Raw genomic sequence first — 24,441 nt, 5'->3', positions numbered from 1 at the left:
TGAGGCGGACGACCCAGCTAGCTGATCCAGTCGCCTCCGCGCATCACCCGCCGCACCCGCCAGTCGCGGTCGAGCACCACGAGGTCGGCGCGCAGACCGGTCGCCAGGCTGCCGCGGTCGTCCAGGCCGAGCAGATTGGCGGGGGTGGAGGTGGCCGCGGCCACGGCCGCGACGGGGTCGACGCCGGCCTGCACCACGCAGCGGCGTACCAGGTCGGCGGCGTGCGAGGTGCCGCCCGCGAGCGACGGCGGCTCGGTGCGCGTCCACGCCCGGCCGTCCTCGACCCGCACCCGCATCGACCCGAGCTCGTAGTCGCCGTCCGGCATGCCCGCAGCCACCATCGCATCGCTGACGAGTACGACGTGCCGGCCGGGGTCGACCGCGAACACCAGGTGCACCGTCTCGTCGGCGACGTGCACGCCGTCCGCGATGAGCTCCACGCGTGTCGCCCCGCGGGCCAGCGCATCCAGGGAGGCGGCGACCGGGCCTGGTCGACGGTGGTGCAAGGGCTCCATGCCGTTGAACAGATGGGTGACCAGCGGCCTTCGCAGTGAACCCAGCGCCTCACCGAAGCCCCGGGCGTCGGCGCCGGTGTGACCGAGGCCCACGACGACCCCGGAGCGCTCGAGCAGCTCGGCGGCCGCCGCGGCCCCGGGCAGCTCCGGGGCGAGTGTCACCATCCGGACCGTCTGGCGACCGGCATCGTCCGCGCCGGCCGCCAGCCAACGGGCGATCTCGTCGGACCCGGGGTTGCGCAGGTGCGCCGGGTCGTGCGCGCCCCGGTGCGCCGGATCCAGGAACGGCCCCTCGACGTGGCACCCGACGACCGATGACCCCGTCTCGGCGATGGAGGCGATCGCCTCGATCGCGGCGACGAGCTCGGGGGTCGGCGCGCTCACCAGGCTGGCCAGCATCGTGGTGGTGCCCTGAGACAGGTGATGCGCCGCGACCGCGGCGACCTCGGCCGGGTCACCGGAGGTGACGGTGTGGCCGCCACCGCCGTGACAGTGGATGTCGATGTACCCCGCCGCGAGCGTGTCGACCGGCTCAGGCGTTGGACCCGACCACCCGGACCCAGGGCCGACGTACCCGATCGTCCCGTCGGGGCGGACCTCGAGCACGCCGTCGTCCAGGACGCCGCCGGTCGTCACGAGGCGTCCGGCCAACGCCGACGCGGTCATGACTCGGCCGCCCATCCGTCGCGGGCCAGGAGCGCGGCGCCGACGACGCCACCCCGATCGCCGAGGGCCGACACGGCGACGTCGGGCGGATGCACGAGAGCGGCCCCTCGCCGGAGTGCGTCCCGCAGCGGGTGCAGCAACGCGTCGCCGGCCCGGCTGAGTCCACCGCCGATCACCACGAGGGCCGGGGCGACGACCAGCGAGACGATGCCGAGCCCGTCCGCGAGCCCGTCCACCGCGTCCTGCCAGACCTGTCGTGCGGCGGGATCCGTGCTCAGCCGGGCGGCCACGTCGGAGGCGCCGGTGACGTCGTGACCGCTCAGCTGCGCGTAGCGGCGGGCGATCGCCGACGCGGAGGCGACGGTCTCGAGGCAGCCGTCCTGGCCGCACGCGCACGGGATGCCCGTCCCGACGGCCAGATGTCCGATCTCCGCGGTCTCACCGCGATGCCCGGACACCAGCCGCCCCCCGGAGACGATCGAAGCGGCGATCCCGGTGCCGACGGGCACGAACACGAAGTCGTCCGTGCCGACACCCGCGCCCATCCGATGCTCCGCCACACCCCCGGAGGCGACGTCGTTGGCGATCCGGACCGGCAGCCCCCACTCGGCGCCGAGCGACCGCACCAGCTCGAGGTCGCGCCACCCGATGTTGGCGCTGTACGTCGCGACGCCCGCCCCGCGGTCGACCAGCCCCGGGACGACGACGCCGGCGCCGACCACCGTCGCGTGAGCGCACTGCGCGAGCAGGGAGCGTCCGACCTCGGCGATCGCGTCGCGTGCGCGGTCGCCCTGTGGTGTGGGCCGGTGCTCCGACGCCACCATCGACCCCGCGGGGTCGATGAGAGCGGCCTTGATGGTCGTGCCACCGACATCGACGGCGAGTGCGAGGTCGTCGTCGTCCACTGCGTAAGAATGTCATGTGGCGAGCACCTCGGCGGCGACGGTACGCCGCACCACCGTGACCGTGCGGGCGGCGAGCCTCGGCCCCGCGAGTCCGTTGCCCCGCTTCACGCGGCTGCGGCGGCTGCCGTACCCCGACCTCGACCCGGGTGCTCCGGCGGACATGCGCGAGCGGATCGCCTACGGAAGGCTGGAGAGCCCTCTGCCGTACCGCATCCAGGAGGACTACGACCGGTCGCTGCGCGAGGTCGAGCTGCCGGCGTGCGTGCTCGAGAACGGGCGGCTGCGCGCGACCGTGCTGCCGACGCTCGGCGGCCGGGTCTGGTCGTTGTACGACGTGGTCCGCGGGCGTGAGCTGTTGTTCCGCAACCCGGTGCTGCAGTTCGCCAACTTCGGGCTCACCAACGCCTGGTTCGCCGGAGGCATCGAGTGGAATCTCGGCTCGACCGGCCACACCACACTGTCGTGCCGGCCGATGCACGTCGCCGTGGTCGCCGGCCCGGACGGTGACCTGCTGCGGCTGTGGGAGTGGGAGCGGACCCGTGACCTGGTGCTGCAGGTCGACCTCTCCCTGCCCCCGGGGTCCGACCGGTTGTACGCCTCGACCCGGGTGGTCAACCCCGATCCCGAGGAGAAGCCCCTCTACTACTGGACCAACATCGCGGTGTCCGAGTCTCCGGGGACCCGCGTGCTGACCACTGCGGACGCCGCGTGGCGCACCGAGTACAACGGGGCCCTGCGCCGGGTGCCCGTCCCCCATCCGGATCACCCGGACGTCGACATCAGCTACCCGATGGCGTCCGGGTTCCCCGCCGACTACTTCTACGACCTGCAGGGACAGGGCGGTCTCCACATCGTGGCCGTGGAGCCCGACGGCAGCGGCTTCGCCCAGACCTCGACGCGCGGGCTGCGGGGTCGGAAGCTGTTCCTGTGGGGGAGCGGACCGGCCGGCTCCCGGTGGCAGGAGTGGCTCTGCGGTCCGGGAGCGAGGTACGCCGAGATCCAGGCCGGCTGGTGTCCCACCCAGCTCGAGCACGACCGGCTGGCCGGCGGCGCGCGCGTGTCGTGGACCGAGGCGTTCGGCGGCGTCGACCTGGACCCGGGCGCGGTGGCGGGCGGATACGACCACGCGTGCGCGGCGGCGCAGGCAGCCGTGACCGAGGTGACGGACCCCGACCACCTCGAGGCCGTCCACGAGCGCTGGCTCGGCGAGGTGGCCGACGCCGCGGTGGCCGAGCAGGTGAGCACGGGGTCCGGCTGGGGTCAGGTCGAGCTCAGGCTCCGAAACTTCCCGGACGCCGTGCCGACGCAGGCCCTGCCCTTCCCGCCGGTCGACGACGACAGCCTCCCGGCACGCCACCTGCTCGACGGCGACGCCCAGGGACTCGCAATCTCTGCCTCCCGGCTGCCGGTGCCGCCGGTCTCCGACCGCTGGCGCGCCGTCCTCGAGGAGGCTCCGGACTCCGCCTGGGTGCACCTGGCCCGCGCGGTGAACGCCCACGTGCGGGGTGAGCGAGCACGGGCGGCCGAGCAGTACGACGCGAGCCTGCGCGAGGACGAGAACCCGTGGGCGCTGCGAGGGCTGGCGCTGCTGGCCGACGACGATCGCGCGTGCGACCTCTACGCGCGGGCGCGGCAGCTCCGACAGGACTGTCGCGGCCTGGTGGTGGAGCACCTGGAGCGGTTGCTCGCCGCCGGCCGGCCTGGTGCCTGCGTGGACGTCATCGCGGCCCTGGACCCGGCGATGCGCGCACACGGCCGGACCCGGCTGCTCGAGGCCCGGGCACTGCTGGAAGAGGGCGACCGTGAGCATGCCGGCCGGATCCTCGACTCGCTGGTCGTCGAGGACCTCGCCGAGGGAGACACCGTCCTCGGCGAGGTCTGGGACGCACTGCATCCGGGCGAGCCACTTCCCGGGCACCTCGACTTCCGGATGTCCGACGCCGGGGAGCGGTGAGGCCGGATCGGTTCGGACAGGTCGCACCGGTCCTGGCTCACCGGCGTTTGTCGGCGTTCGGAGTCCCGGGCACGGGAGAGCGGTCAGCGGAACGTGCCCTGGGACACCGACCCCTCCAGCCGCCGTTGGAAGATCACGTACACGACCAGCACCGGCACGACCGTGATCACGACGGCGGCGAACAGCGCCCCGAAGTCGACCGCGTAGCCGGCCTGCGAGGCGAACTCCGCCATCCCCTGGGTCAGCACATATCGGTTCGGGTCGGTGTTCAGAGCCACCGGCAGCAGGAACTGGTTCCACAGTCCGAGGAAGTTGAAGATCGCGACGGCTGCGATGCCGGGCCGCGCCATCGGCAGCATGATCTGGAAGAAGATCCGCCAGTCGCCGGCGCCGTCGATCAGCGCCGCCTCGTAGACCTCGTGCGGCAAGGTCTTGAAGAACGCATAGAGGAAGAACACCGTGAACGGCAGGGCGAACGCGACGTACACCATGATCAGGCCGGGCAGGGTGTTGAGCAGCCCGCCGTTCTTGAGGATGAAGAACAGCGGCACGATGGCGAGGAAGATCGGGAACGTCAGCCCGGCGAGCATCGCGTAGTAGATGAACAGTGCGCCGCGGAACGCGAACCGCGCGAGCACGTAGGCGCACATCGCCCCCAGCAACATGACCAGCACGAGGGCGGCGCCCACCACGATGACCGTGTTCAGGAAGAAGTGGCGGATCCCGGCGTCGGTCCACGCATTGACGTAGTTGTCGAAGCTCCAGTGAGCTGGGAGTGAGAACGGCGAGGCCAGGATCTCCTTGGTCGTCTTGAAGGACGACAGGAGGACCCAGAGGAACGGGACGATGACGATGATCGACCAGATCGTCAGGAGCGCGTGCGAGGTGGCCTCGACGGCCCGGTCACCACCGGTCCACGGGCTCCGGCTCTCGGTGGCGACGCTCTCGTCGGTCGTGACGGCGGTCATCGTCGCAGCCTCCTCTCGCCGCCTCCGGTGAGGCGGTTGACCGTGAACACGATCGCGGCGAACAGCAGCGTCACGACCGCGAGCACGACACCCATGGCGGTGGCGTAGCCGAACTGGCCCTTCCGGAACGCCGTGTTGAAGAGGTCCTGGCTCATCGTCCGCGTGGTGTTGTTGGGGCCGCCGTTCGGGTTCAGGGCCTGCATGTAGACGAAGGCGTCGAGGACGGTGATCCCGAGATAGATGTACGCCGCCTGCACGGTGTCGCGGACCATCGGCAGCGTGATCGAGATAGCCGTGCGGAACCGGCCGGCGCCGTCCATGCGCGCCGCCTCGTAGATCTCCGCCGGGACACCCTTGATGGCAGCGACGAACAGCACGGTGTAGAAGCCGACGAAGCTCCAGATGATCACGAACATCGACGCCGGCATCGCCGTACGCGTGTCGCCGAGCCACGCGAAGTTCTCGAACCCGCTCAGGCCGACCTTGGTGAGGGAGGCGTTGAGGATGCCGGCCGAGGGGTCGTACACCTGCGCCCAGATGAGGCCGATCACGATGGCCGGGACGGCGTACGGGAAGAACGAGACGACCCGGTAGAACCCGGAGCCACGGATCCCACGGATCGTGCCGCGGCTGGGGCCACCCACGGTGACGACCGTCGCGATGGCGAGCGCCAGCACGATGGTCACGAACGGCACCACGATCGCCAGCTCGATGTTGTTGCGCAGCGCGCGCATGAAGGTGTCGTCCTGGAAGAGCTTGGTGTAGTTGTCCAGGCCGGTGAAGTTGTACGTCGGCGTGAAGCCGCTCCAGTCGGTCATCGAGTAGTACAGCGCCTGGCCGAACGGGTACACCACGAAGATGACGTAGATCGCCAGCGGCACCCCGAGGAAGACCGTCATGAAGCTCAGCCGGTCCAGGCTCGGCATCCGGCGACGCCGCCGGGCGGCCGGCCGAGGCCGGCCGCCGGTGGTCGTCACGTTCGTCGTGGTGGCGGTCACGTGATCTTGAGCTTCTTCACCGAGGAGTCGTTGGCGATCTTGTCGGTGATGCCCTGCAGGGCCTTGGTGAGCCCTGCCACGTCGAGCTGGCCGGAGAGGAACGAGTTCCAGGGCACCAGCTGGTCGGTGTTCATGCCGTAGTAGTCCACGAACTGATAGTTGAAGGTGTTGCTGCCCGCGGCGTCCAGCATCTTGGTCTGCGAGACCAGCGCCGTCGACCCGAAGCCGTTGGACGGCACCAGGCCCTTGACGATGGTCGGCGCGAGACGCGTCTTGGAGAAGTTGGTCGCGGCCGCCTTGGACAACATGGCGCGCAGGAGCTCCTTGCCACCGGCGACGTTCTTCCCCTGGGACGGCACGATGTACGGCTCGCCCGCAGCGGCGCGGAGCGACTCGTACGGCATCTTCGGGCTCGAGGAGACGGTCGGCTCGGGCGCGCCGGTCATCTGGAAGTCACTCTTCGTGGCCTTCTTCATCTCGTTCTCGATCCAGCCACCCGACGGGTAGAGGATCGCCTGCTCGTCGTTGCTCCACTTCGCCTGCGCGGCGGTGAACTGCGTGCCGGCGCCACCCGGGACGAAGTAGCCCTTCTGCACGCACTCGCCGAGGGCGTTGAAGACGTCCTGGATCTGCGGCTTCGACCAGCAGCCGGACTCGAGGTTCTCCAGCGCGAGCCGGACGTCGTCGCCGCCCTCCTTGATGGCCGAGTCGACGGCCATCGTCTGGTAGTACGTCGCCGCCTCCTTGCCCCACACCCAGAGGTACTTGCCCTTGGCCTTGGCCTTGGCACCCAGGGCGATCGCGTCGTCCCACGTCTTCGGCGGGGTCCAGCCGTTCTGCTGGAACAGGGTGGCGGAGTACCAGATGCCGTAGACCGTCATCACGTAGTTCATCGCGAGGAACTTGCCGTCGAAGGTGCCCGGGAGCTTGACGTTCGGGTACAGCGTGTCCGCGATCTTCGTGCCCTCGTAGTTGTCGGCCTCGAAGACGTCGTCGAGCGTCTCGAGCTGCTGCTCGATGGCGTTGAACCCGATGGCGTTCTCACCCGAGTTGTCGATCAGGTCCGGCGGGTTGCCGCCGACGAAGCGCGGCTGCAGCTGCTGGGCGATCTGCGTCGACGGCGACACCTTGATCGTGACGCCCGAGAAGCCCGACTGCTTCGGGACCTGGGCGGCGGCGAACTTCACGTAGTCGTAGCCGTAGCCGCCGTTGAAGATGACGGCCTCGACGCTCGAGTTGTCCGCCAGCCCGAACGGGTTGGTGGCCGACTTGGGGCCGGCCGAGGAGCCGCCACCACCTCCGCTGGGCGACGAACCACCACACGCGTCCAGCGCTCCGGCGAGCGGTGCGATCGCTGCCGTCGCAAGGGCGCCACGGAGCAGGGTTCGGCGGTCGAATTGTGCGGTTTCTCGGCTCATCGTGGGATTCCCTTTCGTGATGAACTCTTCTGCTGAGTGCTGGGTCGTGCTGGGTCGTGCTGCGTCGTGCGAGGTGGTGCGGGGTCGTGCGGGTGTCCGGGTGCGGCCTGCCGTCGTCGAGGTCAGGCCAGGCCGGCGATGCGATCGCCGTACCGCGCCTTGAGGGCGTCGTTGTGGGTGTCACCTCCTGGGATGTTCGCCGAGATGTAGAGCGGCGGGACCTCACCCGCGTCCCGGATTCGCTGGGCAGCGCCGAGGGTGAGGAGCTGGGCGATGTACGCGGCGGTGATCGAGGAGACCGCACCGGCGGACAGCCCTTCGCCGAGGCCGATCGTGGTGTCGCCGAACGGCGCCCGGTTGTCGATCACGATGTCGGCGATCTCCGAGAGCCGCTTGCCGCTGCTGTGCTTGGGGGTGACCGCGTTCGTGTGCTCCAGGCTGGTCACCGCGATCACGGGGTGGCCGTCGGCCTTGGCGCGCAGGGCGAGGCCGACGATGGATCCGTTGACGCCGGAGTTCGACGCGATCAGGAAGACGTCGGCCGGGTCGAAGGAGTACAGCCCGTAGAGCTCGTCGACGACCGACTCGTCGCGCTCGAGGGTGGCGCCGCGGAGCTCCGACACGTCCCGGTCGCCGCGCAGGACGACGTCGCGCAACGCGATGGCGTGCGTCGGGATCAGGCCGCCGGCGCGGCCCGCGACCTCCATGGCGAACGCCTGGGAGTGACCGGTGCCGAAGGCCTGGAGGACGCCCCCGTGCTGCAACGAGGACACGATCAGGTCGATGGCCGGGTCGAGGCCACCGGCACGGACCTCCTGGTCGAGGTCGTCGAGCCGACGGCGGACCTCGGTGGAGAAGTCGGCGAGAAGTGCGCTCATCGGGGTGGAAGTCATGCTGTGGCGGTTCCTTTCGACGAGGCGGCCGTCCGAGGCCGGGTCGCCGTGCGGAACGGACGGCGATGGGGTGCGACGGCCGCTGCGGAAGCCGCCAGCAGGCTCGTCGTACGTGAGAAGTCCCGTTGGGCCGCGAGGAGGTAGAGCAGGTCGATCACGAAGAGCTGGGCGTGCTTGGCCGACAGGTCGTCGGGCTGGAGGTACTCGCCCGGTGCGTGGCTGGTCAGGTGGGCGTCGGCGACCTGCGCCATCGGCGAGGCCGGGTCGCTGGTCACCGCCACCGCGAACGCACCCGACGATTTCGCCAGGGCCAGCATCTCGATGGTCTCCTCGGTGCGGCCGGTGTTGGAGAAGGCGATCGCGACGCTCGACTCTCCCAGGAGCGAGGCGCTGGTCAGGCCGACGTGCACCTCGCTCCACGCGTGGGCGTTGATCCCGATCCGGTACAGCCGGGCCTGCAGCTCGACCGCCATGCCGGCGCTGCCGCCGATGCCGTAGATGTCGACGTGCGTGCTCTGGGCGACGGCGTCGGCTACCCGGCCGACCAGCGCGGGGTCGAGACGCTCCGAGGTGGACGTGAGCGCCACGGTGTGGGCGTTGACCAGGGTGCGCATGACCTGGGTCGCGGTGTCGCCGGGGTGGAAGGCGCGCCCGATGTCGGAGTCCCACGTCTCGTGGGCGCTCGACCGGCCCTGCTCGGCGGCCGCGCCCACCCGCAGGGCCAGGTAGCCGGTGTAGCCGATCGCGCGGCAGAACCTGGTGACCGTCGCCGGCGAGGTGCCGGCGCGCTCGGCGAGCTCGGTGATCGACAGCCTCAGGGGGAGGGAGGGGTCCTCGAGCAGGAGGGTGCCGATCTTGGCCATGCCCTCGGGCATCTGGGGGAGGGCAGCACGGATCCTGCTGCTGGCGCCGTAGCCTTCCAGCGCACGGGCCGCGGGCCCTTCCGGAGCCGTCATTGAAAATCCTTCTCAGCGAAGCCGCTCGTAGAGAAAACTATTTACACGTTGTGGTCGCGGTCACAATCACCTGAATGTCACGAATAGGTAACGATGCCTGAGCAGCCCATCGCCGTGGTCGCCGTCGACGCGGGCGGCACCAGCACCCGCGCCGTGGTCGTCCGTCTTCCCGGCCAGTGCCTCGGCTACGCCGTCGCGGGCAGCGGCAACCCGATCGCCGTCGGGCCGCAGGCCGCCGCCGCGTCCGTCGCGGAGAGCGTCATCGGGGCGCTGAGCACGGCGGAGGTGCCGGGCACGCGGATCCGGATGGTCGTGCTCGCGATGGCGGGCGCGGGCAGCACCGATGTCGCACCCGAGATCAGCAGCCGGCTCGCGGGGATCGGGCTCGACGCGCCGCTCGTCTTCGAGTCCGACCTGCTGGCGACGTACTTCTCGGGCACCCATCGACCGGAGGGCTACGCCGTCATCGCGGGTACCGGAGCCGGCGCGATCCGCGTGGAGGACGGGCGTCAGGTCGCAGTCGCGGACGGGCTCGGCTGGCTGCTGGGTGACGAGGGTTCCGGCTTCTGGATCGGACGACGCGTCGTACGCGCGGCCCTGGCCGACCTCGACGGCCGTGGCCCGTCGACGGCGCTCACGCCGCTGATGCTCGACCGGCTCGGCGTGCCCGCGCCGTCGGAGCCCGGCGATCGGGAGCCGATCAGGGCGGCGGTTCGAGCCCTGTACGCCGGACCGCCGGTCCGGCTCGCCGACTACGCCGGGCTGGCGTTCGAGGCGGACGGGGACGGCGCCGCCGAGCTCATCCTCGACGACGCGGCCGCCGCGCTCGCGCGTTCCCTCGCCGCCGTCAGATCTCCCGGCGTCTCCGGTCCGGTCGTGCTCGGCGGCGGGATCCTGGGACGCAGCCCCCAGGTCGCCGACCGGCTCGCCGCAGCGTGTCGTGCGGAGGAGGTCCGTGCGGTGGCCGACGGCGCCGTCGGCGCCTGCGTCCTCGCTGTCCGCCACGCCGGCACGCTCGTCGACGCGGCCGTGTTCCAGCAGCTGACGGCCTCACTCACCGCGGTGCGCTGAGCCCGAGCTCAGCCCATCAGGTCGAGGAGGTGGAGAACGGCGTCGCGCATCGCGGTCCGGGCGGGTGCGAGATAGCGCCGCGGGTCGGTCACCGACGGGTCGGCCTCCAGCGTGGCCCGCAACGACGTCGTCAGCGCGACGTTCAGCGCGGTGCCGACGTTGACCTTCCGGACGCCGGCGGTCACGGCCCGGCGCAGGTCCTCGTCGGGGACCCCGGACGATCCGTGGAGCACCAGCGGGACAGGGACCCGGTCGGCGATCTGTGCGATCAGGTGGTGGTCGAGGCGCGCGGTCCGCTCGGTCATCGCGTGCGACGAGCCCACCGCGACGGCGAGTGCGTCGACCCCCGTGGCCGCCACGAACTTCTCGGCCTCCGCCGGATCGGTGCGTACGCCGTGCTCATGCGCGCTCCGCGGGGCATCCGCCTTGCCGCCGACGAAGCCGAGCTCCGCCTCGACCCACAGCCCCTGGGCGTGGGCCGCGGTCGCCACCTCGCGGGTCCGGGCGACGTTCTCGGCGTACGGGAGCGCACCCGCGTCGTACATCAGCGAACCCACCAGAGGCCGCAGTGGCCCGCTGACGGCTGCCGTCACCAGGTCGGGATCCATGAGGTGGTCCAGGTGGAGCGCGAGCGCCACCGGCGCGGCTTCGGCCAGCGCGTGCACGGCGCCGGTGATGGCGTGGGGACCGCCGTGGTAGGCGAGGGCGTTCTCGCTCAGCTGGAGCACCAGCGACCGGCCGCTCTCGACGGCGGCGGCCACGATCGCCTCGGCGTGCTCGAGCGTGATCACGTTCACGGCCGCGACAGCCGCGCCTCGGGCCGAGGCAGCAGCGACCAGGTCGCCGGTCGTCGTCAGGCTCATCCGACACCGTCCAGGGCTCTGATGCCGACCCGGGTGAGCTCGTCGGCGTAGTGAGCCGGATCGATGTCTCCGGCGGTGGGCGCCCGCACCGCCGCCGTCGCCAGCGCGACCGCGTCGCGCAGCAGCCGCTCGGGGTGCTCGAGGGCGGTGCGGTCGCGGGCGAGTCCCCGCGCGAGACCGGCCACGAGGGCGTCGCCGGCGCCGGTCGGGTTGCCGATCACCTCGGCTCCTGGGTACGCCGCCCAGGTGCCGTGCGGCAGTGCCGCCACGACGCCGGCGCTGCCCAGCGACGCGACGACCGCGGTGCCGTATCGGTCGGCCAGCCGGCGCGCGGCCGGGGTCGGGTCGGCGGTGCCGGTCACCTGCGCCAGCTCGTCGGCGTTCGGCTTCACCAGGTCACATCCGGCCTCCAGAGCCTCGAGCAGGGCGGGGCCGTGGGTGTCGACGATGATCGGCAGCTGCCGCTCCCTCACCCGCCGGACCAGCGTGGCCAGCCCCTCCCGAGGCACTCCTGTCGGGAGGCTGCCGCTGACGACCACGGCACGCGCGTCGCCCATGGAGACGGCGACGGCGTCCTGGAGCTCGGGCCAGCACTCGATGGTGGCGGGCTCGGTGAAGCAGGTCGCGGCGCCGTCGGCGTCGACGACGGTGAGGGTACGGCGGGTGGGCGCCCGGTCCGGCACCAGACGGGACGGCAGGTCCGACTCGGCCAGCGACTCGCGGAGCTGCTCACCCGTGGAACCGCCGGCCGGAGCGACCAGAAGGGCCTGCTCGCCGAGTCCGTGCAGCACCCGGGCGACGTTCACGGACTTGCCACCGGGGCGTTCCGCCACGGAGGCGACCCGAACCGTGGCGCCGGGCACCATCCGGTCGATGTGGTAGGTCACGTCGACCGCCGGACTCGGGCAGACGCAGACGATCACGGGTCGGTCAGCACCACCGAGCGGCTCAGGTGACGCGGATGGTCGGGGTCGAGGCCGACCATCTCGGCACGGTCCGCGGCGAGCAGCTGACCGCGCACCAGGTCGGCCAGCGGGTCGAGGTCGTCGTCGACCAGCGTGGCACCGGTGACGCCGATGTCCTCGAGGAGGCCTTCCACGGGCCTCCCGAAGACCCAGACCGTGCGACCCGGCTCGGCCACCGAGACGGGTCCGTGGCGGTACTCCATCTGGAGATAGGCCTCGGTCCAGAGCTGGGCGGCCTCCCGCAGCTTGAGCGCCGCCTCCTGCGCGAGGCCGTACGCCCAGCCGGAGCCGAGGAACGAGATCTGCCCGGTCTCGAGGAGCGCCGGGGCAAGGTGGTGGTCGCCCGCCAGCACCTCGCTGGCCTGGTCGATCGAGGGCGTCGGCGCGATCCCCAGCGAGGCCCGCAGCAGCGTCAGCGTCGTGGTGGCGTAGACGGTCTGCACCACGGATTCTTCGTCCGCGAAGTCGAGCACCAACGCGTCCGAGGCGACCTCACAGACGGGCGTTCCGGCGACGGCGGTGATGGCGAGGGTGGGCGCTCGGGTCGCCTCGATCGCCCGGGTCACCTCGGTGGTGGTGCCCGACCGGGAGATGGCGACGACCCGGTCGTAGTCGCGGTCGATCGGGAACGCGCTGGCCGCGAAGGCGTCGGTCCGTCCCTGGCCCGCCTGCTCGCGCGACGCGGCGTACGCGCCGGCCATGAACCACGAGGTGCCGCAGCCGAGGACCGCGACGGACTCTCCGGGCCTGGGAAGCAGTCCGGCCGCGTCGGCAGCCAGGTCGGCGGCGCGGGTCCACGCCTCGGGCTGCCGCGCGATCTCCGCACGCACGTGGGTGGTCTCGGACCCGGAGCCGCTGGTCACGGGCGTCCTCCTCGGGATTCGAACTGACGCGAACGAAACGTACCGGAGACGCTTGTCGGCGCGGGGCGCACCGTGTAGACCGAGTTCGGTTCTGTCTGGTCCTCTCCCTCCTCGCCACTGTCCTGGGGTACGTCGTGTCCTTGTCCTCGTCGCCGCCGGCCTCGGCGGCGACCCCCCTGGTGGTGCCGAGGCCGGTCTCGATGACCGTCGGCCCGGGCGGGTTCACCCTCACCGGGCAGACGCACATCGCTGCTGGGCCGCGATCACAGGCTGTGGCCGCCGCTCTGGCGGCGTACCTGCGCCCGGCGACCGGCTTTCCGCTGCCGGTGGTGTCGGGTCCCGGAGGTGGCGGTGACATCCGGCTCGAGCTGGGCGAGACCTCCGAGCTCACGCCGGGTCAGGCTGCCGAGGGGTACGTCCTCGACGCAGGCCCCGAGGGTCTGTCCGTCGCGGCCGAGACCGAGCATGGGCTGTTCAACGGCATCCAGACGATCCGGCAGCTGCTGCCCGCGTGGATCGAGAGCCGGACGACGGTCCGAGGTCCGTGGACGATCCCCTCGGTCCATGTCGTCGACCACCCGCGCTACGGCTATCGCGGTTTCATGCTCGACATCGCCCGTCACTTCCAGACTCCCGGGACGGTGATGCGGCTGATCGACGAGGTGTCGGCGTACAAGCTCAACACCCTGCACCTGCACGTCAGCGACGACCAGGGCTTCCGGATCGTCATCGACGGCTTCCCGAAGCTCACCGACATCGGGGGCCAGGGATCCGTCGGCACCGACGGCCGGACGATGGACCCGGGCGGGTTCTGGACCCAGCAGGACTACCGCGACGTCGTGGCGTACGCCGCCGCGCACTTCATGAGCGTGGTCCCCGAGGTCGACTCTCCCGGCCACAACAACGCGATCATCATGTCCGAGTACGACGACAGCGCGAACAAGCTGCTGGACGGGCACCCGCACGACATCAACTGCGGCGCCCACGACCCGCCGCAGTGGAACTTCACCGGCGACGTCGGGCACAGCGCGATGTGTCCCGAGAGCGAGAACACGTTCGCCATCTACGACGCGATCATCACCCAGCTCGCGGCGATGTCGTCCAGCCCCTACTTCCACGTCGGCGGCGACGAGGTGCCGTCGACGGTGCTGAGCCAGGACCGGTACGCCGCGTTCCTCAACGCCGAGATGCCGCTCGTCACCGCCCAGGGCAAGACCGTGATGGGGTGGGCCGAGCTCGCGGGGCCGGGCACGGAGCCGCCGGCCGGCTCGGTGGCGGAGTACTGGAACCCCGCGTCGGGCGACCATCCGGACACGGCGAGCGCGCGCGAGGCGGCCGCCAAGGGCATGAAGATCGTGATGGCGCCGGCCAACCACACCTATCTCGACCTGAAGTACGTCGCCGGCCCCGACGGCGACGTGCCCCCGGGCCTCGGGCTGAGCTGGGCGTGCGAACTCGGCTGTGACGTCGACGACTTCTACGACTGGGACCCCGGCGGCTACGTCACCGGCGTGACGGACCAGGACGTGATCGGTGTCGAGGGCGCGTTGTGGAGCGAGACCGTGCGGGATCTCAGCGAGATCCAGTACCTGGTCTTCCCGCGGCTGATCGCGCTGTCCGAGGTCGGCTGGACCCCCGAGTCGGCGCGGGACTACGCCGGCTTCCTGCCTCGGCTGGCCGCGCAGGGGACGCGGCTGACGCTGGCCGGGACCAACTTCCATCCCACTCCCCAGGTCCCCTGGCGGCTCGACCTGGCCGCGTCGCCCGACGTACGCGCTGTGCACGGAGAGGTCGACGGGACAGTGGCGTTCCTGTCGGCACCCGGAGTTCCGGTCGCCTCGATCACGGTCTCGATCGACTGGGGGGACGGGTCGACCAGCCCCGGGACGGTCGACGGGACCCCGGCCACGCCCACCAGCGTCAACAGCCCCTACACGATCTCGGGCAGCCGCCGGTACACGAGTCCCGGCGTCCTCGACGTGACCGTCACGGTGAGCGCACCGGGGCTGCCCGATGCCGTGGTCCGGATCCCTCCGACCGGATAGTCCCTGACGAAATGGTCGGGTTACTGACCGGTAACCCGACCAGAACGTCGGGGACTATCCGGTCAGGTGGGATCGGTGGTGGTCACCTTCGAGAGGCCGCGCGGGGAGTCGGGATCGAGACCCAGCCTGCGGGCCAGGGACTCGACGATCAGCTGAGCCGGCACGATCAGGCCGATCGGGGCGACGGGCTCGGGGAGGTCCGGGCCGCGCACGTGGTACGCCGACGCCGCCGCCAGGCTCTCGTCGCCGCCGATCGCGAGGACCTGGGCGCCTCGTCCGGCCAGATCCTGGGCCAGCTCGGCGATCGGGGTCACCAGCGGTCCGTCCTCGGCCGCCACCACCACAGCGGTCAGGCCGTGACCGACCACGGCGATCGGTCCGTGCCGCAGGTCGGCGTACGACAGGCCGCGCACCGGCCGCAGGCAGGTCTCCTCGAGCTTCAGGGCGAGCTCCAGCGCGGTCCCGAAGACCAGCCCGCGTCCGGTGACCAGCATCTCCTCCGAGCCGGCGAGCACGTCGACCGCGGCGGCGACACCGTCCTCGGCCTCCTCGAGCCGTGACACCTCCGCCGCCGCCCGGTCGAGCAGCGGCCACAGGCCCTCCGCGCCGTCGAGGCTCGCCGCCAGTCCCGCGAGGGCAGCGAGCTGGGACGTGTAGGACTTGGTCGCCGGCACGGCTCGTTCGGTGCCGGCCTGCGTGGTCAGGGGTACGTCGGCCTCGGTCGCCAGCGGGCTCTCCGCGTCGTTGCTGACGGCGACCGTGGCCGCGCCCAGCGAGGTGGCCCAGCGTTGGACCTCGACGATCTCCTCGGTGCGCCCGGACTGCGAGACGCTGACGACGAGGGTGTCGGACAGGTCGAGCCGTGCCCGGTAGTGCGTGGCGATGCTCGCGGCCGCCAGCGAGGTGGGCACACCCAGCTGGGTCTCGACCAGGTAGCGGCCGTAGATCGCGGCGTTGTCGGACGACCCGCGGGCCACGAACAGGATCCGCTTGCGTCCCGACATCGCCGCCCGCACCCGCTCGGCCTGACGGCGTACCTCCTCGAGCGTGGCCGCCACCGCCTCGCCCTGCTCGGCGATCTCGCGTCGCATCCAGGTGTCGGTCACGTGCGGACGATACCAATCCGGGGGCGGTCCGCTGCCCGGCGCGAGATCGCATATTACTCGCTGGTAATATGCGTCGATGACCGATGTCCTCAGCCTCTGGCACACGGTCCGGCGGCTCCCCGCCGGCGACCGCCTGTTCTCGCGGGCCTTCGCGTTCCGGGCGCCGTACTTCGGCTCCGTCCGGCCGCGATTCACCGTGATCGAGCCCCACCACACGGAGCTGGTGATCCGTGACCGCCGACGAGTGCGCAACCACCTCGGCACGGTGCACGCCATCGCGCTCTGCAACGGGCTCGAGGCGGCGATGGGCGCCCTGGCGGAGGCGAGCATTCCGAAGGGGCGGCGGTGGATCCCGCAGGGGATGGAGGTCTCTTACACCGCGAAGGCCGCCGGCGACGTCACCTGCATCGCCGAGACGTCTCCCGAGACCTGGACCGACGAGGATCCCGATGTCCCCGTGCGCGTGCGCGGCGAGCTGGCCGACGGGACTGTCGTGGTCGAGGGGGTGATCCTGCTGTGGGTGACGACCAAGAACTAACTGGCCTACAGACGACGCAGATCGGGTCCGTCCTGCGTCGTCTGTGGGCCAGTTGGTTCTGAAGCCCCCGCCGGGTCCCCCACTCAATTCCGGTGATCCTCCGCGAGGACCGTACGCTGGGCGACTGTCATGAGCGCGCGCACGTACGAGGTCCGCACCTACGGGTGCCAGATGAACGTGCACGACTCCGAGCGGCTCACCGGTCTACTGGAGGAGGCCGGATACATAGCCGCCTCCGACGGTGAGTCCGCCGATGTCGTCGTCTTCAACACCTGCGCCGTCCGGGAGAACGCCGACAACAAGCTGTACGGCAACCTCGGCCATCTCGCGCCGGTCAAGGCGAAGCGGCCCGGGATGCAGATCGCGGTCGGCGGATGCCTGGCCCAGAAGGACCGCGCCACGATCACGAAGAAGGCGCCGTGGGTCGACGTCGTCTTCGGCACCCACAACATCGGGTCGCTGCCTGTCCTGCTCGAGCGCGCCCGCGTGCAGCAGGAGGCGCAGGTCGAGATCCTCGAGTCGCTCGAGGTGTTCCCGTCCACCCTGCCGACCCGCCGCGAGTCGGCGTACGCCGCGTGGGTGAGCGTCAGCGTCGGGTGCAACAACACCTGCACGTTCTGCATCGTCCCGAGCCTGCGCGGCAAGGAGAAGGACCGCCGGCCCGGCGACATCCTGGCCGAGGTGCGTGCGCTGGTCGCCGAGGGCGTCAGCGAGGTCACGCTGCTGGGGCAGAACGTGAACGCGTACGGCGTGGAGTTCGGCGACCGGCAGGCGTTCTCCTCGCTGTTGCGTGCCTGCGGCGACGTCGACGGGCTGGAGCGGGTGCGGTTCACCAGCCCGCACCCGGCGGAGTTCCGAGACGACGTGATCGCGGCGATGGCCGAGACCCCGAACGTCATGCACCAGCTGCACATGCCGCTGCAGTCGGGGTCCGACCGGGTGCTCCGCGCGATGCGGCGTTCCTACCGTCGCGAGAAGTACCTCGGCATCATCGAGCGGGTCCGCGCCGCGATGCCCGACGCCGCGCTGTCGACCGACATCATCGTCGGCTTCCCCGGTGAGACCGAGGAGGACTTCGCGCAGACACTGGAGGTCGTGCGAGAGGCCCGATTCGCGGCGGCGTTCACCTTCCAGTACTCCATCCGCCCCGGCACGCCCGCCGCCACCATGCCCGACCAGGTGCCGCAGGAGGTCGTGCGGGAGCGGTACGGCCGGCTGGTCGAGCTGGTCGACGAGATCGCCTGGGCGGAGAACCGGAAGCTCGTCGGGCGGCGCGTCGAGCTGCTGGTCGCCGAGGGCGAGGGCCGCAAGGACGCCGCCACCCGGCGGATGACCGGCCGTGCCCGCGACAACCGCCTCGTCCACTTCGCCGCCGCCGGCGCGATCCGCCCGGGCGACCTGGTGGAGGTCGAGGTCACCTATGCGGCCCCTCACCACCTGGTCGCCGACGGACCGGTCCTGACCCACCGTCGTACCCGCTCCGGCGACGCCTGGGAGGCGCGGACCGCGGCGCCGAGCAGCGCCGTGGGCCTCGGGATGCCGACCGTCGGATCACCCGGCTAGCCGGGTAATCCGACACAGCCGCAACCCCGCCGGGTCACGCGTCCTTGTACGGAAGGTCTTTGCTGCGTGGATCGTGGGAGGGGTAGCCGGCCTTCGGGTCGATGCCCTCGGGGTTCTCCTCGGGCTCCTGGTCGAACTCGGCGTCCGCTCCGACCACGTCGCCGGACTGGTCGCGGTGGTCGGCGGCCGTGGTGTCCTTCTCGCCGTCGGTGCCTTCGCCGCCACCACCGGTCGGGCCGACCCGCTCGCTGCTCACACCCATCCCACCAGCCGCGCGGTCGGGTCCTGACGCGTTGGGGCTGGAGTCGCGGAGCTCGGTCGGCTGCTCGTTCCCGGTGCCCGGGGCAGGCTCGTCGCTCACGCCGGCTCCTCCTGCTCGTGATCGCCGTCGCCCTCACGCGTCGCGCGCGTGTCGGTATCGTTCGGTTCCGTCACGGCGTCCGGGATCGCTTCCTTCGACTGCTCGTTGCCGACCCGAGAGAGGTCCGGCACCAGCGGTTGTTCCTCGAACTCGCGCTCCTCGACCGCGTCCACCCCGCCGGGCGGTGGCTCGGCGGGTTCGATCTCCGGAGCGGGCTGCTCGCCCAAGTCGGTCACCATTCCCCATCTCTCCCTCACGTGCCTTCTGCGCGCTCTCCCGTCGCTGAGAGAGGCGCGTCCCTTCAGAAGCCGAACGTGGTGTAGCTCTCCACTCCCGTACCCAGCCGGTCGAGAACGAAGCGTTCGTGAGGGACCACCGGATCGGGCAGCCCGTCGAGCGGGAACCAGTCGAGCGCCGCGCACTTCGCCGGCTCCACGATGCGCGGGGCGCCGGTCCACGACCGGCAGCTGAAGAAGAAGTCGATGCGCTCGTCGATCGGCTCGGCGTGCTGGGTGCGCTGCATCGAGGTCACGAAGGTCAGGTCGCCGAGCTCGACGCCGATCTCCTCACGCGCCTCGCGCCGGGCGGCGTCGTACGCCGTCTCGCCGCGCTCCACGTGACCGGCCGCGGCGGCGGCCCAGTGGCCGTCCATGTAGCCGGTGTTCTGGCGCAGCTGCAGCAGCACCTCGTCGCTGCTCGCACCCGCGCGCAGAAGGAAGATGTACGCCGCGGGGACGACGCGGAAGCGGTCGCTCACTCAGCGAGCTCAGCGAGCGGTGTCGCCGTCGCCGGTCTTCTCCTCGGCGATGTCCTGCACCTTGTCGACCTTGTCGGCGTACTTGTCCCCGGTCTTCTCGTCGATCAGGTCTCCCGCCTTCTCGATGGCCTGGTCCACCCGGTCGTCGTGCTCGTCGAGGAACTTCTTGGCGTCGTCGAGGAAACCCATAGCCGGAGGTTAGCCGCTCTCAGTGCACCCGAAGGAGCTCCACCAGCCGCACGACGTAGGTCAGCACCGGGAAGCAGAAGACGACCAGCAGCACCCACGCGATGGCACGGTGGGACGGCCGGCTCGAGTCCAGCTTGGTGGCGAAGTCGAGCAGCGCGCCGTCCGGCACGTGGGGGGTGAGCCCGATCCGGCGGGCCTCGTCGGGCATCCGCGTGCCGGGGAACCAGTACGGCGGGGCCGGGTCATCGGGGGGATCGTCGGGACCGTGGTCCTCGTCGACATCGTGCTCGCGGAGCCCCGCCATGCCACCACAGTAGGCCCCCGGTCGTGACTGTCAGACTGACCCGCATGTCGAGCGAGGACCCGCGCCCGATCGTGGCGGTGGTCGGAGCGACCGCAGCGGGCAAGTCCGGGCTCTCCCTCGACCTCGCCGAACGGATCCACGGCGAGATCGTCAACACCGACGCGATGCAGGTCTACCGCGGCATGGACATCGGCACCGCGAAGCTTCCGGTGGCAGAGCGTCGCGGCGTGCCCCACCACCTGCTCGACCTGCTCGACGTCACCGAGCCGCTGACGGTCGCAGAGTTCCAGGGCTGGGCGCGCGCCGCGGTCGCCGAGATCCGCGGCCGGGGCCGGACGCCGGTCCTGGTGGGTGGCTCGGCCCTCTACACGCGGGCCGTGCTGGACCGCTTCGAGTTCCCGGGCACGGATGCAGGCGTACGCCGTGAGCTCGAGGCCGAGCTCGCCCGGGTCGGGGCGGCCGCCCTCCACCGGCGGCTGGCCGAGGCGGATCCCGACGCGGCCGCCCAGATCCTCCCGGACAACGGTCGCCGGATCGTCCGGGCGCTCGAGGTCGTCCGGATCACCGGCCGGCCCTTCAGCGCCACGCTGCCCGAGCACGAGTACGCCGACCCGCGCAGCATCCAGATCGGCGTCGACATCGACCGGCCCACCCTCGACCCGCGGATCGAGCAGCGGGTGCAGGAGATGTTCGACGCCGGCTTCGTCGACGAGGTACGACGCCTCCTCGACGCCGGGCTCGCGGACGGCCGCACCGCCCGCACCGCGATCGGCTACCGCGAGGTGACGGCGTACCTCTCCGGCGAGACGAGCCTCGAGCGGGCGGTCGAGGCCACGACGACCGCGACCCGACGCTTCTCGAGGCGGCAGGACAGCTGGTTCCGCAAGGACCCGCGCGTCGTCTGGATCCCGTGGGATGCTCCGGATCGCCTCGACCGGGCGGTCGCGGCGGTCGATACTGCTGCTCGATGAGGGGAGCCGCCATGGCCGACGAGGGGTTCGGGTCGAGTCTCTGGAAGAACGTCGAGGCGATCAAGCTCGGCCAGGACGGCGGGATCGAGGCGCCGGTGCGGGCCGACGACCGCGACGGGATCGTGGTCGGGCTGGGCCACCTCGCGGAGGCCGACGCTCGCAGGTCCACCGCTCCAACGCCGCCACCCAGGCGTCGCTGGTGGGTGCGGCTGCTCCGGCGTCGAGCCTGACGGGCTCAGGCGCTCGCGGCAGACGCCGGGCCGGCCCGGTCGAGGAGTCTCGGCATCAACGCGGCCGTGCGGTCGTCCGCCGGGGTGTAGACCATGGTCCAGCCGTCGCCCTCGGAGTGCAGCAGGCGCTGCGGCTGCACCCGGAGGCGGCCGATCGGGGTCGGGAAGACCTTGTATCCCGGGTCCTCGGGAGCCACGTCGTGCTGTGACCAGATCTCGGCGAAGAACGGCGAGGCGGACAGCAGCCGCCCCACGAGCTCCTGCCCCAGCGGGTCGCCGAGGTGGCTGGCCAGGTGGGTGCGGAACCTCGCGACCGCGTGCCGGGCGCCGTTGTCACGGTCCTCGACGAAGTCGCGGTACGCCGGGTGGGTGAAGAACAACCACAGGAAGTTCCGCTCCTCCGGGGCGATCTGCTCGAGGTCGCAGCGCAGGAACCGGTACGCCGCGTTGTAGGCGAGGATGTCGTAACGCCAGGACAGGGCCACGGCCGGATAGGGGTCGAGCTGGTCGAGGAACCGCTGGTAGCCGGGCGCCAGCGCGGCGCAACGCCGGGACTCCGCCTCCAGATCGACCGTCGCACTCAACGTGAACAGGTGCGCGCGCTCGCGCTGGTCGAGCCGCAGCGCCCGCGAGATGGCGTCGAGCACGGGTGCCGACACGTTGATGTCCCGAGCCTGCTCGAGCCAGGTGTACCAGGTGACCCCGACACCGGCGATCTGGGCGACCTCCTCGCGGCGCAGTCCCGGCGTACGACGCCGCCCCCCGCCGGGGAGCCCGACGGCCTCGGGGGAGATGCGCTCGCGCCGCGCCCGCAGGAACGACCCGAGCTCGGCCCGGCGTTCGTGGTCGGCATGGGTCACGACGTCCACGGTAGGACGACACGGACACCGTTAGCCAGGGTCGGCTGGTACCTGGATAACCGCACTCTGGATACCCCCCTCCGACAGCGCGACAGTCGAACCATGACTACTGCTCTGATCACCGGGACGAGCACGGGTCGCGGGCAGCGGAGCGACCCGGCGGCGGCGCCCGACCTCGGCGGGCTCGGCCTCGTCGCCGTCCTGATCTCCTACGCCCTCCAGGTGCTGAACTTCTTCGTCGTGACCGTCGCCCTCGGGTCGCTGGAGTCCGAGCTGCACGCGAGCCAGAGCGTGCTGGAGCTGGTCGTCGCCGGCTTCGGGGTCGCGTATGCGAGCAGCGTCGTGCTCGGTGGCCGTCTGGGCGACAACTTCGGTCGGCGTCGGGTGCTCCGGCTCGGTCTCGTGTGGTTCGGCGCGGCTTCCGTGTGGTGCGCGGTGGCCCCGTCCGCCGGGCTCCTGGTGGCCGGCCGGATCGCTCAGGGTCTGGGCGCCTCGCTCGTGGCCCCGCAGGTGCTCGCGACGATCCAGGCCCGGACCGAGGGTGCGAGCCGAGCCCGGGCCATGGCGTGGTTCGGCGCCATGGCGGGCCTCGCGACGTGCGTCGCCTTCATCGTGGGCGGCGCATTGGTGTCGGCCGACCCCGGCGGCCTGGGCTGGCGCGCGGCGTTCTGGCTCGACGTACCGCTCGTGCTGACCGCCCTGGTCGCCCAGCGGTGGGTGCCGGAGTCGCGCGCCGAGCGCCCCCAGCGGGTGGACGCCATCGGTACGGCGCTGCTCGCGGTCGCGGTCGTCCTCGTCATCCTCCCGCTCACCGAGGGACGCGCCGCCGGATGGCCTTGGTGGACCTGGCTGATGCTCGCCGCCTGCGTGCCGGTGCTGGGGGCCTTCGCGGCCTGGGAGTGGCGGATGGAGGGCCGCGGCCGTGACGCGCTCGTCCCGCCGAGCCTCGTCCGCACCCGGGCGATGGTCACCGGGCTCGCCGTGACCGCGATCTTCTTCACGGTCTTCGGCGGTTTCATGTTCGTCTTCGCGCTGGTCGCCGAGGTGGCCGCCGGCATGGATCCGCTCGGCATTGGCTGGACGCTGACGCCGTTCGCGGTCTCCTTCCTCGGGGCCTCGCTGCTGGGCAGCCGGGCGGCGCAGCGTGACCCGGTGCGGATGATGCAGCGTGGCGCGCTGATCGCTGCCGTCGCGCTTGCCGCCCTGGCGCTGGTGCTGCTGGTGACCTGGCCGGGCTTCTCCTCCTGGCAGCTGGCAGTGCCGATGCTGGTCCTCGGCGCCGGCCAGGGCATGCTCGTGGTGCCGCTGTTCGGCACGGTCCTCGGTGGCGTGCCTGCCCACCACGCCGGCATGGGTGGCGGCGTCCTGATCACCACCATGCAGATGGCGCTCGGCCTGGGCTCCGCCTTGGTCGGCACCGTGTTCCTCGAGCTGGGTGGAGCCACCGGGAGCGCCATGCCCGTCGAGGTCGTCCTGGCCGCGTCCGTCGTCCTGGTGCTGGTCACGGCACTGGTGGCGGGGCGGCTCCGGCCGCGCGCCGCAGAGCGCTCGGAGGAGGAGGCGGCTGCGACAATGGCCGCGTGAGCTACCCGTTCCTGAAGGGCCACGGCACCGAGAACGACTTCGTGCTGCTGCCCGACCGCGACGGATCGGTGCACGGCGAGCTGCCGGCCGATCGGGTCCGCGCCCTGTGCGACCGCCGTGCCGGCCTCGGCGCCGACGGCGTGCTCCGCGTCATCCGGACCGCGGTGGTTGAGGAGCGAGATGTGCGAGCGTCTCGAAACCACCGTGAGGACGAGGACCTCCCGGAGTGGTTCATGGACTACCGCAACGCCGACGGCGGGATCGCCGAGATGTGCGGCAACGGGATCCGGGTCTTCGCGCTGCACCTGTACGACGAGGGGCTGGTGCCCGCGGACGAGCCGGTGCGGATCGGGACCCGCTCCGGCGTCAAGACGGTGACCCGCGACGGCGAGCTCTTCAGCGCCGACCTGGGCGTCGCCACGATCCTCGGCGAGACGAAGGTGTCGGTGGGAGATCGCTCGTGGCCCGCCGTCCATGTCGACCTGGGCAACCCGCACGCGGTCGTGATGGTCGACGACCTGGCCGAGGCCGGCCCGCTGCTCGAGGAGCCGGCGTACGACGTGCGCGTGTATCCCGACGGCGTCAACGTGGAGTTCGTCGTACGCCGTGGGCCCGACCACGTGGCGATGCGCGTGCACGAGCGCGGCTCGGGCGAGACCCGGTCCTGCGGCACCGGCGCGTGCGCGGCAGCGGTCGCCACCGCGCCGCCGGGGCCCGGGCGCTGGCGCGTCGACGTACCCGGCGGGACCCTGCAGGTTTCCCGCGACGCCGCCGGCCACGTCTTCCTGACCGGGCCGGCCGTTCTCGTCGCCCGCGGGCAGACCGACCTGTGAGGTCGTGTGCTGAGCGAGGACTGCCGGACCGGCGGAAGCGGGGCCGGCAACCGCAGCGAACGCCG

The 24,441-nt window shown here is 71.6% G+C and carries 26 protein-coding genes; 9 read left to right on the top strand and 17 right to left on the bottom strand.

Annotated features, from left to right (window positions below; all coding sequences use genetic code 11):
- Positions 1 to 17: 17 nt before the first annotated feature.
- Both VGK78_RS03415 and VGK78_RS03410 read right to left on the bottom strand, forming a co-directional pair.
- Entirely contained in the window at positions 18 to 1,181 is a 1,164-nt protein-coding gene (locus VGK78_RS03415) for an N-acetylglucosamine-6-phosphate deacetylase (protein ID WP_331525934.1), read from the bottom strand.
- On the bottom strand, positions 1,178 to 2,086 hold the full coding sequence (locus VGK78_RS03410; RefSeq protein ID WP_331525933.1) for an ROK family protein: 909 nt from the start codon (positions 2,084 to 2,086) through the stop codon (positions 1,178 to 1,180). Before VGK78_RS03410 ends, VGK78_RS03415 begins: the two co-directional genes overlap by 4 nt.
- 16 nt (positions 2,087 to 2,102) lie before the next feature.
- Between VGK78_RS03410 and VGK78_RS03405 the strand changes: the two genes are divergently transcribed.
- Positions 2,103 to 4,040, top strand: a complete 1,938-nt coding sequence (locus VGK78_RS03405; RefSeq protein WP_331525932.1) for a DUF5107 domain-containing protein — start codon at positions 2,103 to 2,105, stop codon at positions 4,038 to 4,040.
- An 83-nt stretch (positions 4,041 to 4,123) separates the two neighbouring features.
- On the opposite strand, the gene VGK78_RS03400 is transcribed toward VGK78_RS03405, so the two are convergent.
- The 5 genes from VGK78_RS03400 to VGK78_RS03380 all read right to left on the bottom strand — a co-directional run bounded on the left by VGK78_RS03400 (position 4,124) and on the right by VGK78_RS03380 (position 9,273).
- A complete protein-coding gene (locus VGK78_RS03400) occupies positions 4,124 to 5,008 on the bottom strand; it encodes a carbohydrate ABC transporter permease (protein WP_331525931.1) in 885 nt (294 codons plus the stop codon).
- A complete protein-coding gene (locus tag VGK78_RS03395) occupies positions 5,005 to 6,006 on the bottom strand; it encodes a sugar ABC transporter permease (RefSeq protein WP_331525929.1) in 1,002 nt (333 codons plus the stop codon). Before VGK78_RS03395 ends, VGK78_RS03400 begins: the two co-directional genes overlap by 4 nt.
- Positions 6,003 to 7,424: an N-acetylglucosamine/diacetylchitobiose ABC transporter substrate-binding protein gene (ngcE, locus tag VGK78_RS03390; RefSeq protein ID WP_331525927.1), complete on the bottom strand. Its 1,422-nt coding sequence runs from the start codon at positions 7,422 to 7,424 to the stop codon at positions 6,003 to 6,005. The genes VGK78_RS03395 and ngcE overlap by 4 nt, the downstream gene beginning before the upstream one ends.
- A 122-nt stretch (positions 7,425 to 7,546) precedes the next feature.
- Positions 7,547 to 8,302: an SIS domain-containing protein gene (locus tag VGK78_RS03385; protein ID WP_331525926.1), complete on the bottom strand. Its 756-nt coding sequence runs from the start codon at positions 8,300 to 8,302 to the stop codon at positions 7,547 to 7,549.
- An 11-nt stretch (positions 8,303 to 8,313) separates the two neighbouring features.
- On the bottom strand, positions 8,314 to 9,273 hold the full coding sequence (locus VGK78_RS03380; RefSeq protein ID WP_331525923.1) for a MurR/RpiR family transcriptional regulator: 960 nt from the start codon (positions 9,271 to 9,273) through the stop codon (positions 8,314 to 8,316).
- Positions 9,274 to 9,366: 93 nt separating this feature from the next.
- On the opposite strand from VGK78_RS03380, the gene VGK78_RS03375 reads away from it, so the two are divergent.
- Entirely contained in the window at positions 9,367 to 10,344 is a 978-nt protein-coding gene (locus tag VGK78_RS03375; RefSeq protein ID WP_331525921.1) for an N-acetylglucosamine kinase, read from the top strand.
- 8 nt (positions 10,345 to 10,352) lie between these two features.
- On the opposite strand, the gene VGK78_RS03370 is transcribed toward VGK78_RS03375, so the two are convergent.
- From VGK78_RS03370 to VGK78_RS03360, 3 genes are read right to left on the bottom strand one after another with little or no spacing between them, the layout of a single operon-like run.
- The gene (locus VGK78_RS03370; protein WP_331525919.1) at positions 10,353 to 11,207 is read right to left on the bottom strand and encodes a class II fructose-bisphosphate aldolase; all 855 of its coding nucleotides are present in this window, start codon (positions 11,205 to 11,207) and stop codon (positions 10,353 to 10,355) included.
- Positions 11,204 to 12,130 (bottom strand): hexose kinase, encoded by a 927-nt coding sequence (locus VGK78_RS03365; RefSeq protein ID WP_331525918.1) that lies wholly within the window; start codon positions 12,128 to 12,130, stop codon positions 11,204 to 11,206. The genes VGK78_RS03370 and VGK78_RS03365 overlap by 4 nt, the downstream gene beginning before the upstream one ends.
- Positions 12,127 to 13,035 carry a sugar isomerase gene (locus VGK78_RS03360; RefSeq protein ID WP_331525917.1) on the bottom strand — a complete coding sequence of 303 codons (909 nt, stop codon included), beginning with the start codon at positions 13,033 to 13,035 and terminating at the stop codon, positions 12,127 to 12,129. Before VGK78_RS03360 ends, VGK78_RS03365 begins: the two co-directional genes overlap by 4 nt.
- A gap of 140 nt (positions 13,036 to 13,175) precedes the next feature.
- Between VGK78_RS03360 and VGK78_RS03355 the strand changes: the two genes are divergently transcribed.
- Positions 13,176 to 15,080 (top strand): beta-N-acetylhexosaminidase, encoded by a 1,905-nt coding sequence (locus VGK78_RS03355; RefSeq protein WP_331525916.1) that lies wholly within the window; start codon positions 13,176 to 13,178, stop codon positions 15,078 to 15,080.
- A 62-nt stretch (positions 15,081 to 15,142) separates the two neighbouring features.
- Here the strand turns inward: VGK78_RS03355 and VGK78_RS03350 are convergent, their stop codons facing one another.
- A complete protein-coding gene (locus tag VGK78_RS03350; protein ID WP_331525914.1) occupies positions 15,143 to 16,186 on the bottom strand; it encodes an SIS domain-containing protein in 1,044 nt (347 codons plus the stop codon).
- A 76-nt stretch (positions 16,187 to 16,262) separates the two neighbouring features.
- On the opposite strand from VGK78_RS03350, the gene VGK78_RS03345 reads away from it, so the two are divergent.
- Positions 16,263 to 16,724 (top strand): hotdog fold domain-containing protein, encoded by a 462-nt coding sequence (locus VGK78_RS03345; RefSeq protein ID WP_331525913.1) that lies wholly within the window; start codon positions 16,263 to 16,265, stop codon positions 16,722 to 16,724.
- 129 nt (positions 16,725 to 16,853) lie between these two features.
- Complete coding sequence (gene miaB, locus VGK78_RS03340; RefSeq protein WP_331525912.1) at positions 16,854 to 18,287, top strand: tRNA (N6-isopentenyl adenosine(37)-C2)-methylthiotransferase MiaB; 1,434 nt, start codon at positions 16,854 to 16,856, stop codon at positions 18,285 to 18,287.
- A gap of 34 nt (positions 18,288 to 18,321) precedes the next feature.
- Here the strand turns inward: miaB and VGK78_RS03335 are convergent, their stop codons facing one another.
- From VGK78_RS03335 to VGK78_RS03315, 5 genes are all read right to left on the bottom strand, one after another.
- Positions 18,322 to 18,648 (bottom strand): hypothetical protein, encoded by a 327-nt coding sequence (locus VGK78_RS03335; RefSeq protein WP_331525911.1) that lies wholly within the window; start codon positions 18,646 to 18,648, stop codon positions 18,322 to 18,324.
- Entirely contained in the window at positions 18,645 to 18,875 is a 231-nt protein-coding gene (locus tag VGK78_RS03330) for a hypothetical protein (RefSeq protein ID WP_331525909.1), read from the bottom strand. Before VGK78_RS03330 ends, VGK78_RS03335 begins: the two co-directional genes overlap by 4 nt.
- Before the next feature lie 74 nt (positions 18,876 to 18,949).
- Positions 18,950 to 19,405 (bottom strand): NUDIX hydrolase, encoded by a 456-nt coding sequence (locus VGK78_RS03325; RefSeq protein WP_331525908.1) that lies wholly within the window; start codon positions 19,403 to 19,405, stop codon positions 18,950 to 18,952.
- Positions 19,406 to 19,414: 9 nt separating this feature from the next.
- Positions 19,415 to 19,594 (bottom strand): antitoxin, encoded by a 180-nt coding sequence (locus VGK78_RS03320; RefSeq protein WP_331525907.1) that lies wholly within the window; start codon positions 19,592 to 19,594, stop codon positions 19,415 to 19,417.
- A 19-nt stretch (positions 19,595 to 19,613) separates the two neighbouring features.
- On the bottom strand, positions 19,614 to 19,898 hold the full coding sequence (locus VGK78_RS03315; protein ID WP_331525906.1) for a hypothetical protein: 285 nt from the start codon (positions 19,896 to 19,898) through the stop codon (positions 19,614 to 19,616).
- A 44-nt stretch (positions 19,899 to 19,942) separates the two neighbouring features.
- Here VGK78_RS03315 and miaA point away from each other — a divergent pair, with 44 nt between their 5' ends.
- Both miaA and VGK78_RS03305 read left to right on the top strand, forming a co-directional pair.
- Positions 19,943 to 20,869: a tRNA (adenosine(37)-N6)-dimethylallyltransferase MiaA gene (miaA, locus tag VGK78_RS03310; protein WP_331525905.1), complete on the top strand. Its 927-nt coding sequence runs from the start codon at positions 19,943 to 19,945 to the stop codon at positions 20,867 to 20,869.
- An 11-nt stretch (positions 20,870 to 20,880) separates the two neighbouring features.
- Positions 20,881 to 21,099 carry a hypothetical protein gene (locus VGK78_RS03305; protein ID WP_331525904.1) on the top strand — a complete coding sequence of 73 codons (219 nt, stop codon included), beginning with the start codon at positions 20,881 to 20,883 and terminating at the stop codon, positions 21,097 to 21,099.
- Positions 21,100 to 21,104: 5 nt separating this feature from the next.
- Here the strand turns inward: VGK78_RS03305 and VGK78_RS03300 are convergent, their stop codons facing one another.
- A complete protein-coding gene (locus VGK78_RS03300; protein WP_331525902.1) occupies positions 21,105 to 21,959 on the bottom strand; it encodes a helix-turn-helix transcriptional regulator in 855 nt (284 codons plus the stop codon).
- Between the two features lie 102 nt (positions 21,960 to 22,061).
- Between VGK78_RS03300 and VGK78_RS03295 the strand changes: the two genes are divergently transcribed.
- Positions 22,062 to 23,543, top strand: coding sequence for an MFS transporter (locus tag VGK78_RS03295; protein WP_331525901.1), 1,482 nt, complete (start codon positions 22,062 to 22,064; stop codon positions 23,541 to 23,543).
- On the top strand, positions 23,540 to 24,376 hold the full coding sequence (dapF, locus tag VGK78_RS03290) for a diaminopimelate epimerase (protein WP_331525900.1): 837 nt from the start codon (positions 23,540 to 23,542) through the stop codon (positions 24,374 to 24,376). The genes VGK78_RS03295 and dapF overlap by 4 nt, the downstream gene beginning before the upstream one ends.
- Positions 24,377 to 24,441: the final 65 nt, after the last annotated feature.

The sequence above is a fragment of the Nocardioides sp. genome, assembly GCF_036503465.1.
Taxonomy (GTDB): domain Bacteria; phylum Actinomycetota; class Actinomycetes; order Propionibacteriales; family Nocardioidaceae; genus Nocardioides.
The sequence above is the reverse complement of the archived record's forward strand: the minus strand, read 5'-3'. Positions and strand labels throughout refer to the sequence as shown.

Bases quoted from the DNA above. Each gene is read 5' to 3' on its own strand.
- VGK78_RS03415 (WP_331525934.1), bottom strand. From the start codon at position 1,181: ATGACCGCGTCGGCGTTGGCCGGACGCCTCGTGACGACCGGCGGCGTC.
- VGK78_RS03400 (WP_331525931.1), bottom strand. From the start codon at position 5,008: ATGACCGCCGTCACGACCGACGAGAGCGTCGCCACCGAGAGCCGGAGC.
- ngcE (WP_331525927.1), bottom strand. From the start codon at position 7,424: ATGAGCCGAGAAACCGCACAATTCGACCGCCGAACCCTGCTCCGTGGC.
- VGK78_RS03385 (WP_331525926.1), bottom strand. From the start codon at position 8,302: ATGAGCGCACTTCTCGCCGACTTCTCCACCGAGGTCCGCCGTCGGCTC.
- VGK78_RS03380 (WP_331525923.1), bottom strand. From the start codon at position 9,273: ATGACGGCTCCGGAAGGGCCCGCGGCCCGTGCGCTGGAAGGCTACGGC.
- VGK78_RS03375 (WP_331525921.1), top strand. From the start codon at position 9,367: ATGCCTGAGCAGCCCATCGCCGTGGTCGCCGTCGACGCGGGCGGCACC.
- VGK78_RS03370 (WP_331525919.1), bottom strand. From the start codon at position 11,207: ATGAGCCTGACGACGACCGGCGACCTGGTCGCTGCTGCCTCGGCCCGA.
- VGK78_RS03345 (WP_331525913.1), top strand. From the start codon at position 16,263: ATGACCGATGTCCTCAGCCTCTGGCACACGGTCCGGCGGCTCCCCGCC.
- miaB (WP_331525912.1), top strand. From the start codon at position 16,854: ATGAGCGCGCGCACGTACGAGGTCCGCACCTACGGGTGCCAGATGAAC.
- VGK78_RS03320 (WP_331525907.1), bottom strand. From the start codon at position 19,594: ATGGGTTTCCTCGACGACGCCAAGAAGTTCCTCGACGAGCACGACGAC.
- VGK78_RS03315 (WP_331525906.1), bottom strand. From the start codon at position 19,898: ATGGCGGGGCTCCGCGAGCACGATGTCGACGAGGACCACGGTCCCGAC.
- miaA (WP_331525905.1), top strand. From the start codon at position 19,943: ATGTCGAGCGAGGACCCGCGCCCGATCGTGGCGGTGGTCGGAGCGACC.
- VGK78_RS03305 (WP_331525904.1), top strand. From the start codon at position 20,881: ATGGCCGACGAGGGGTTCGGGTCGAGTCTCTGGAAGAACGTCGAGGCG.
- VGK78_RS03295 (WP_331525901.1), top strand. From the start codon at position 22,062: ATGACTACTGCTCTGATCACCGGGACGAGCACGGGTCGCGGGCAGCGG.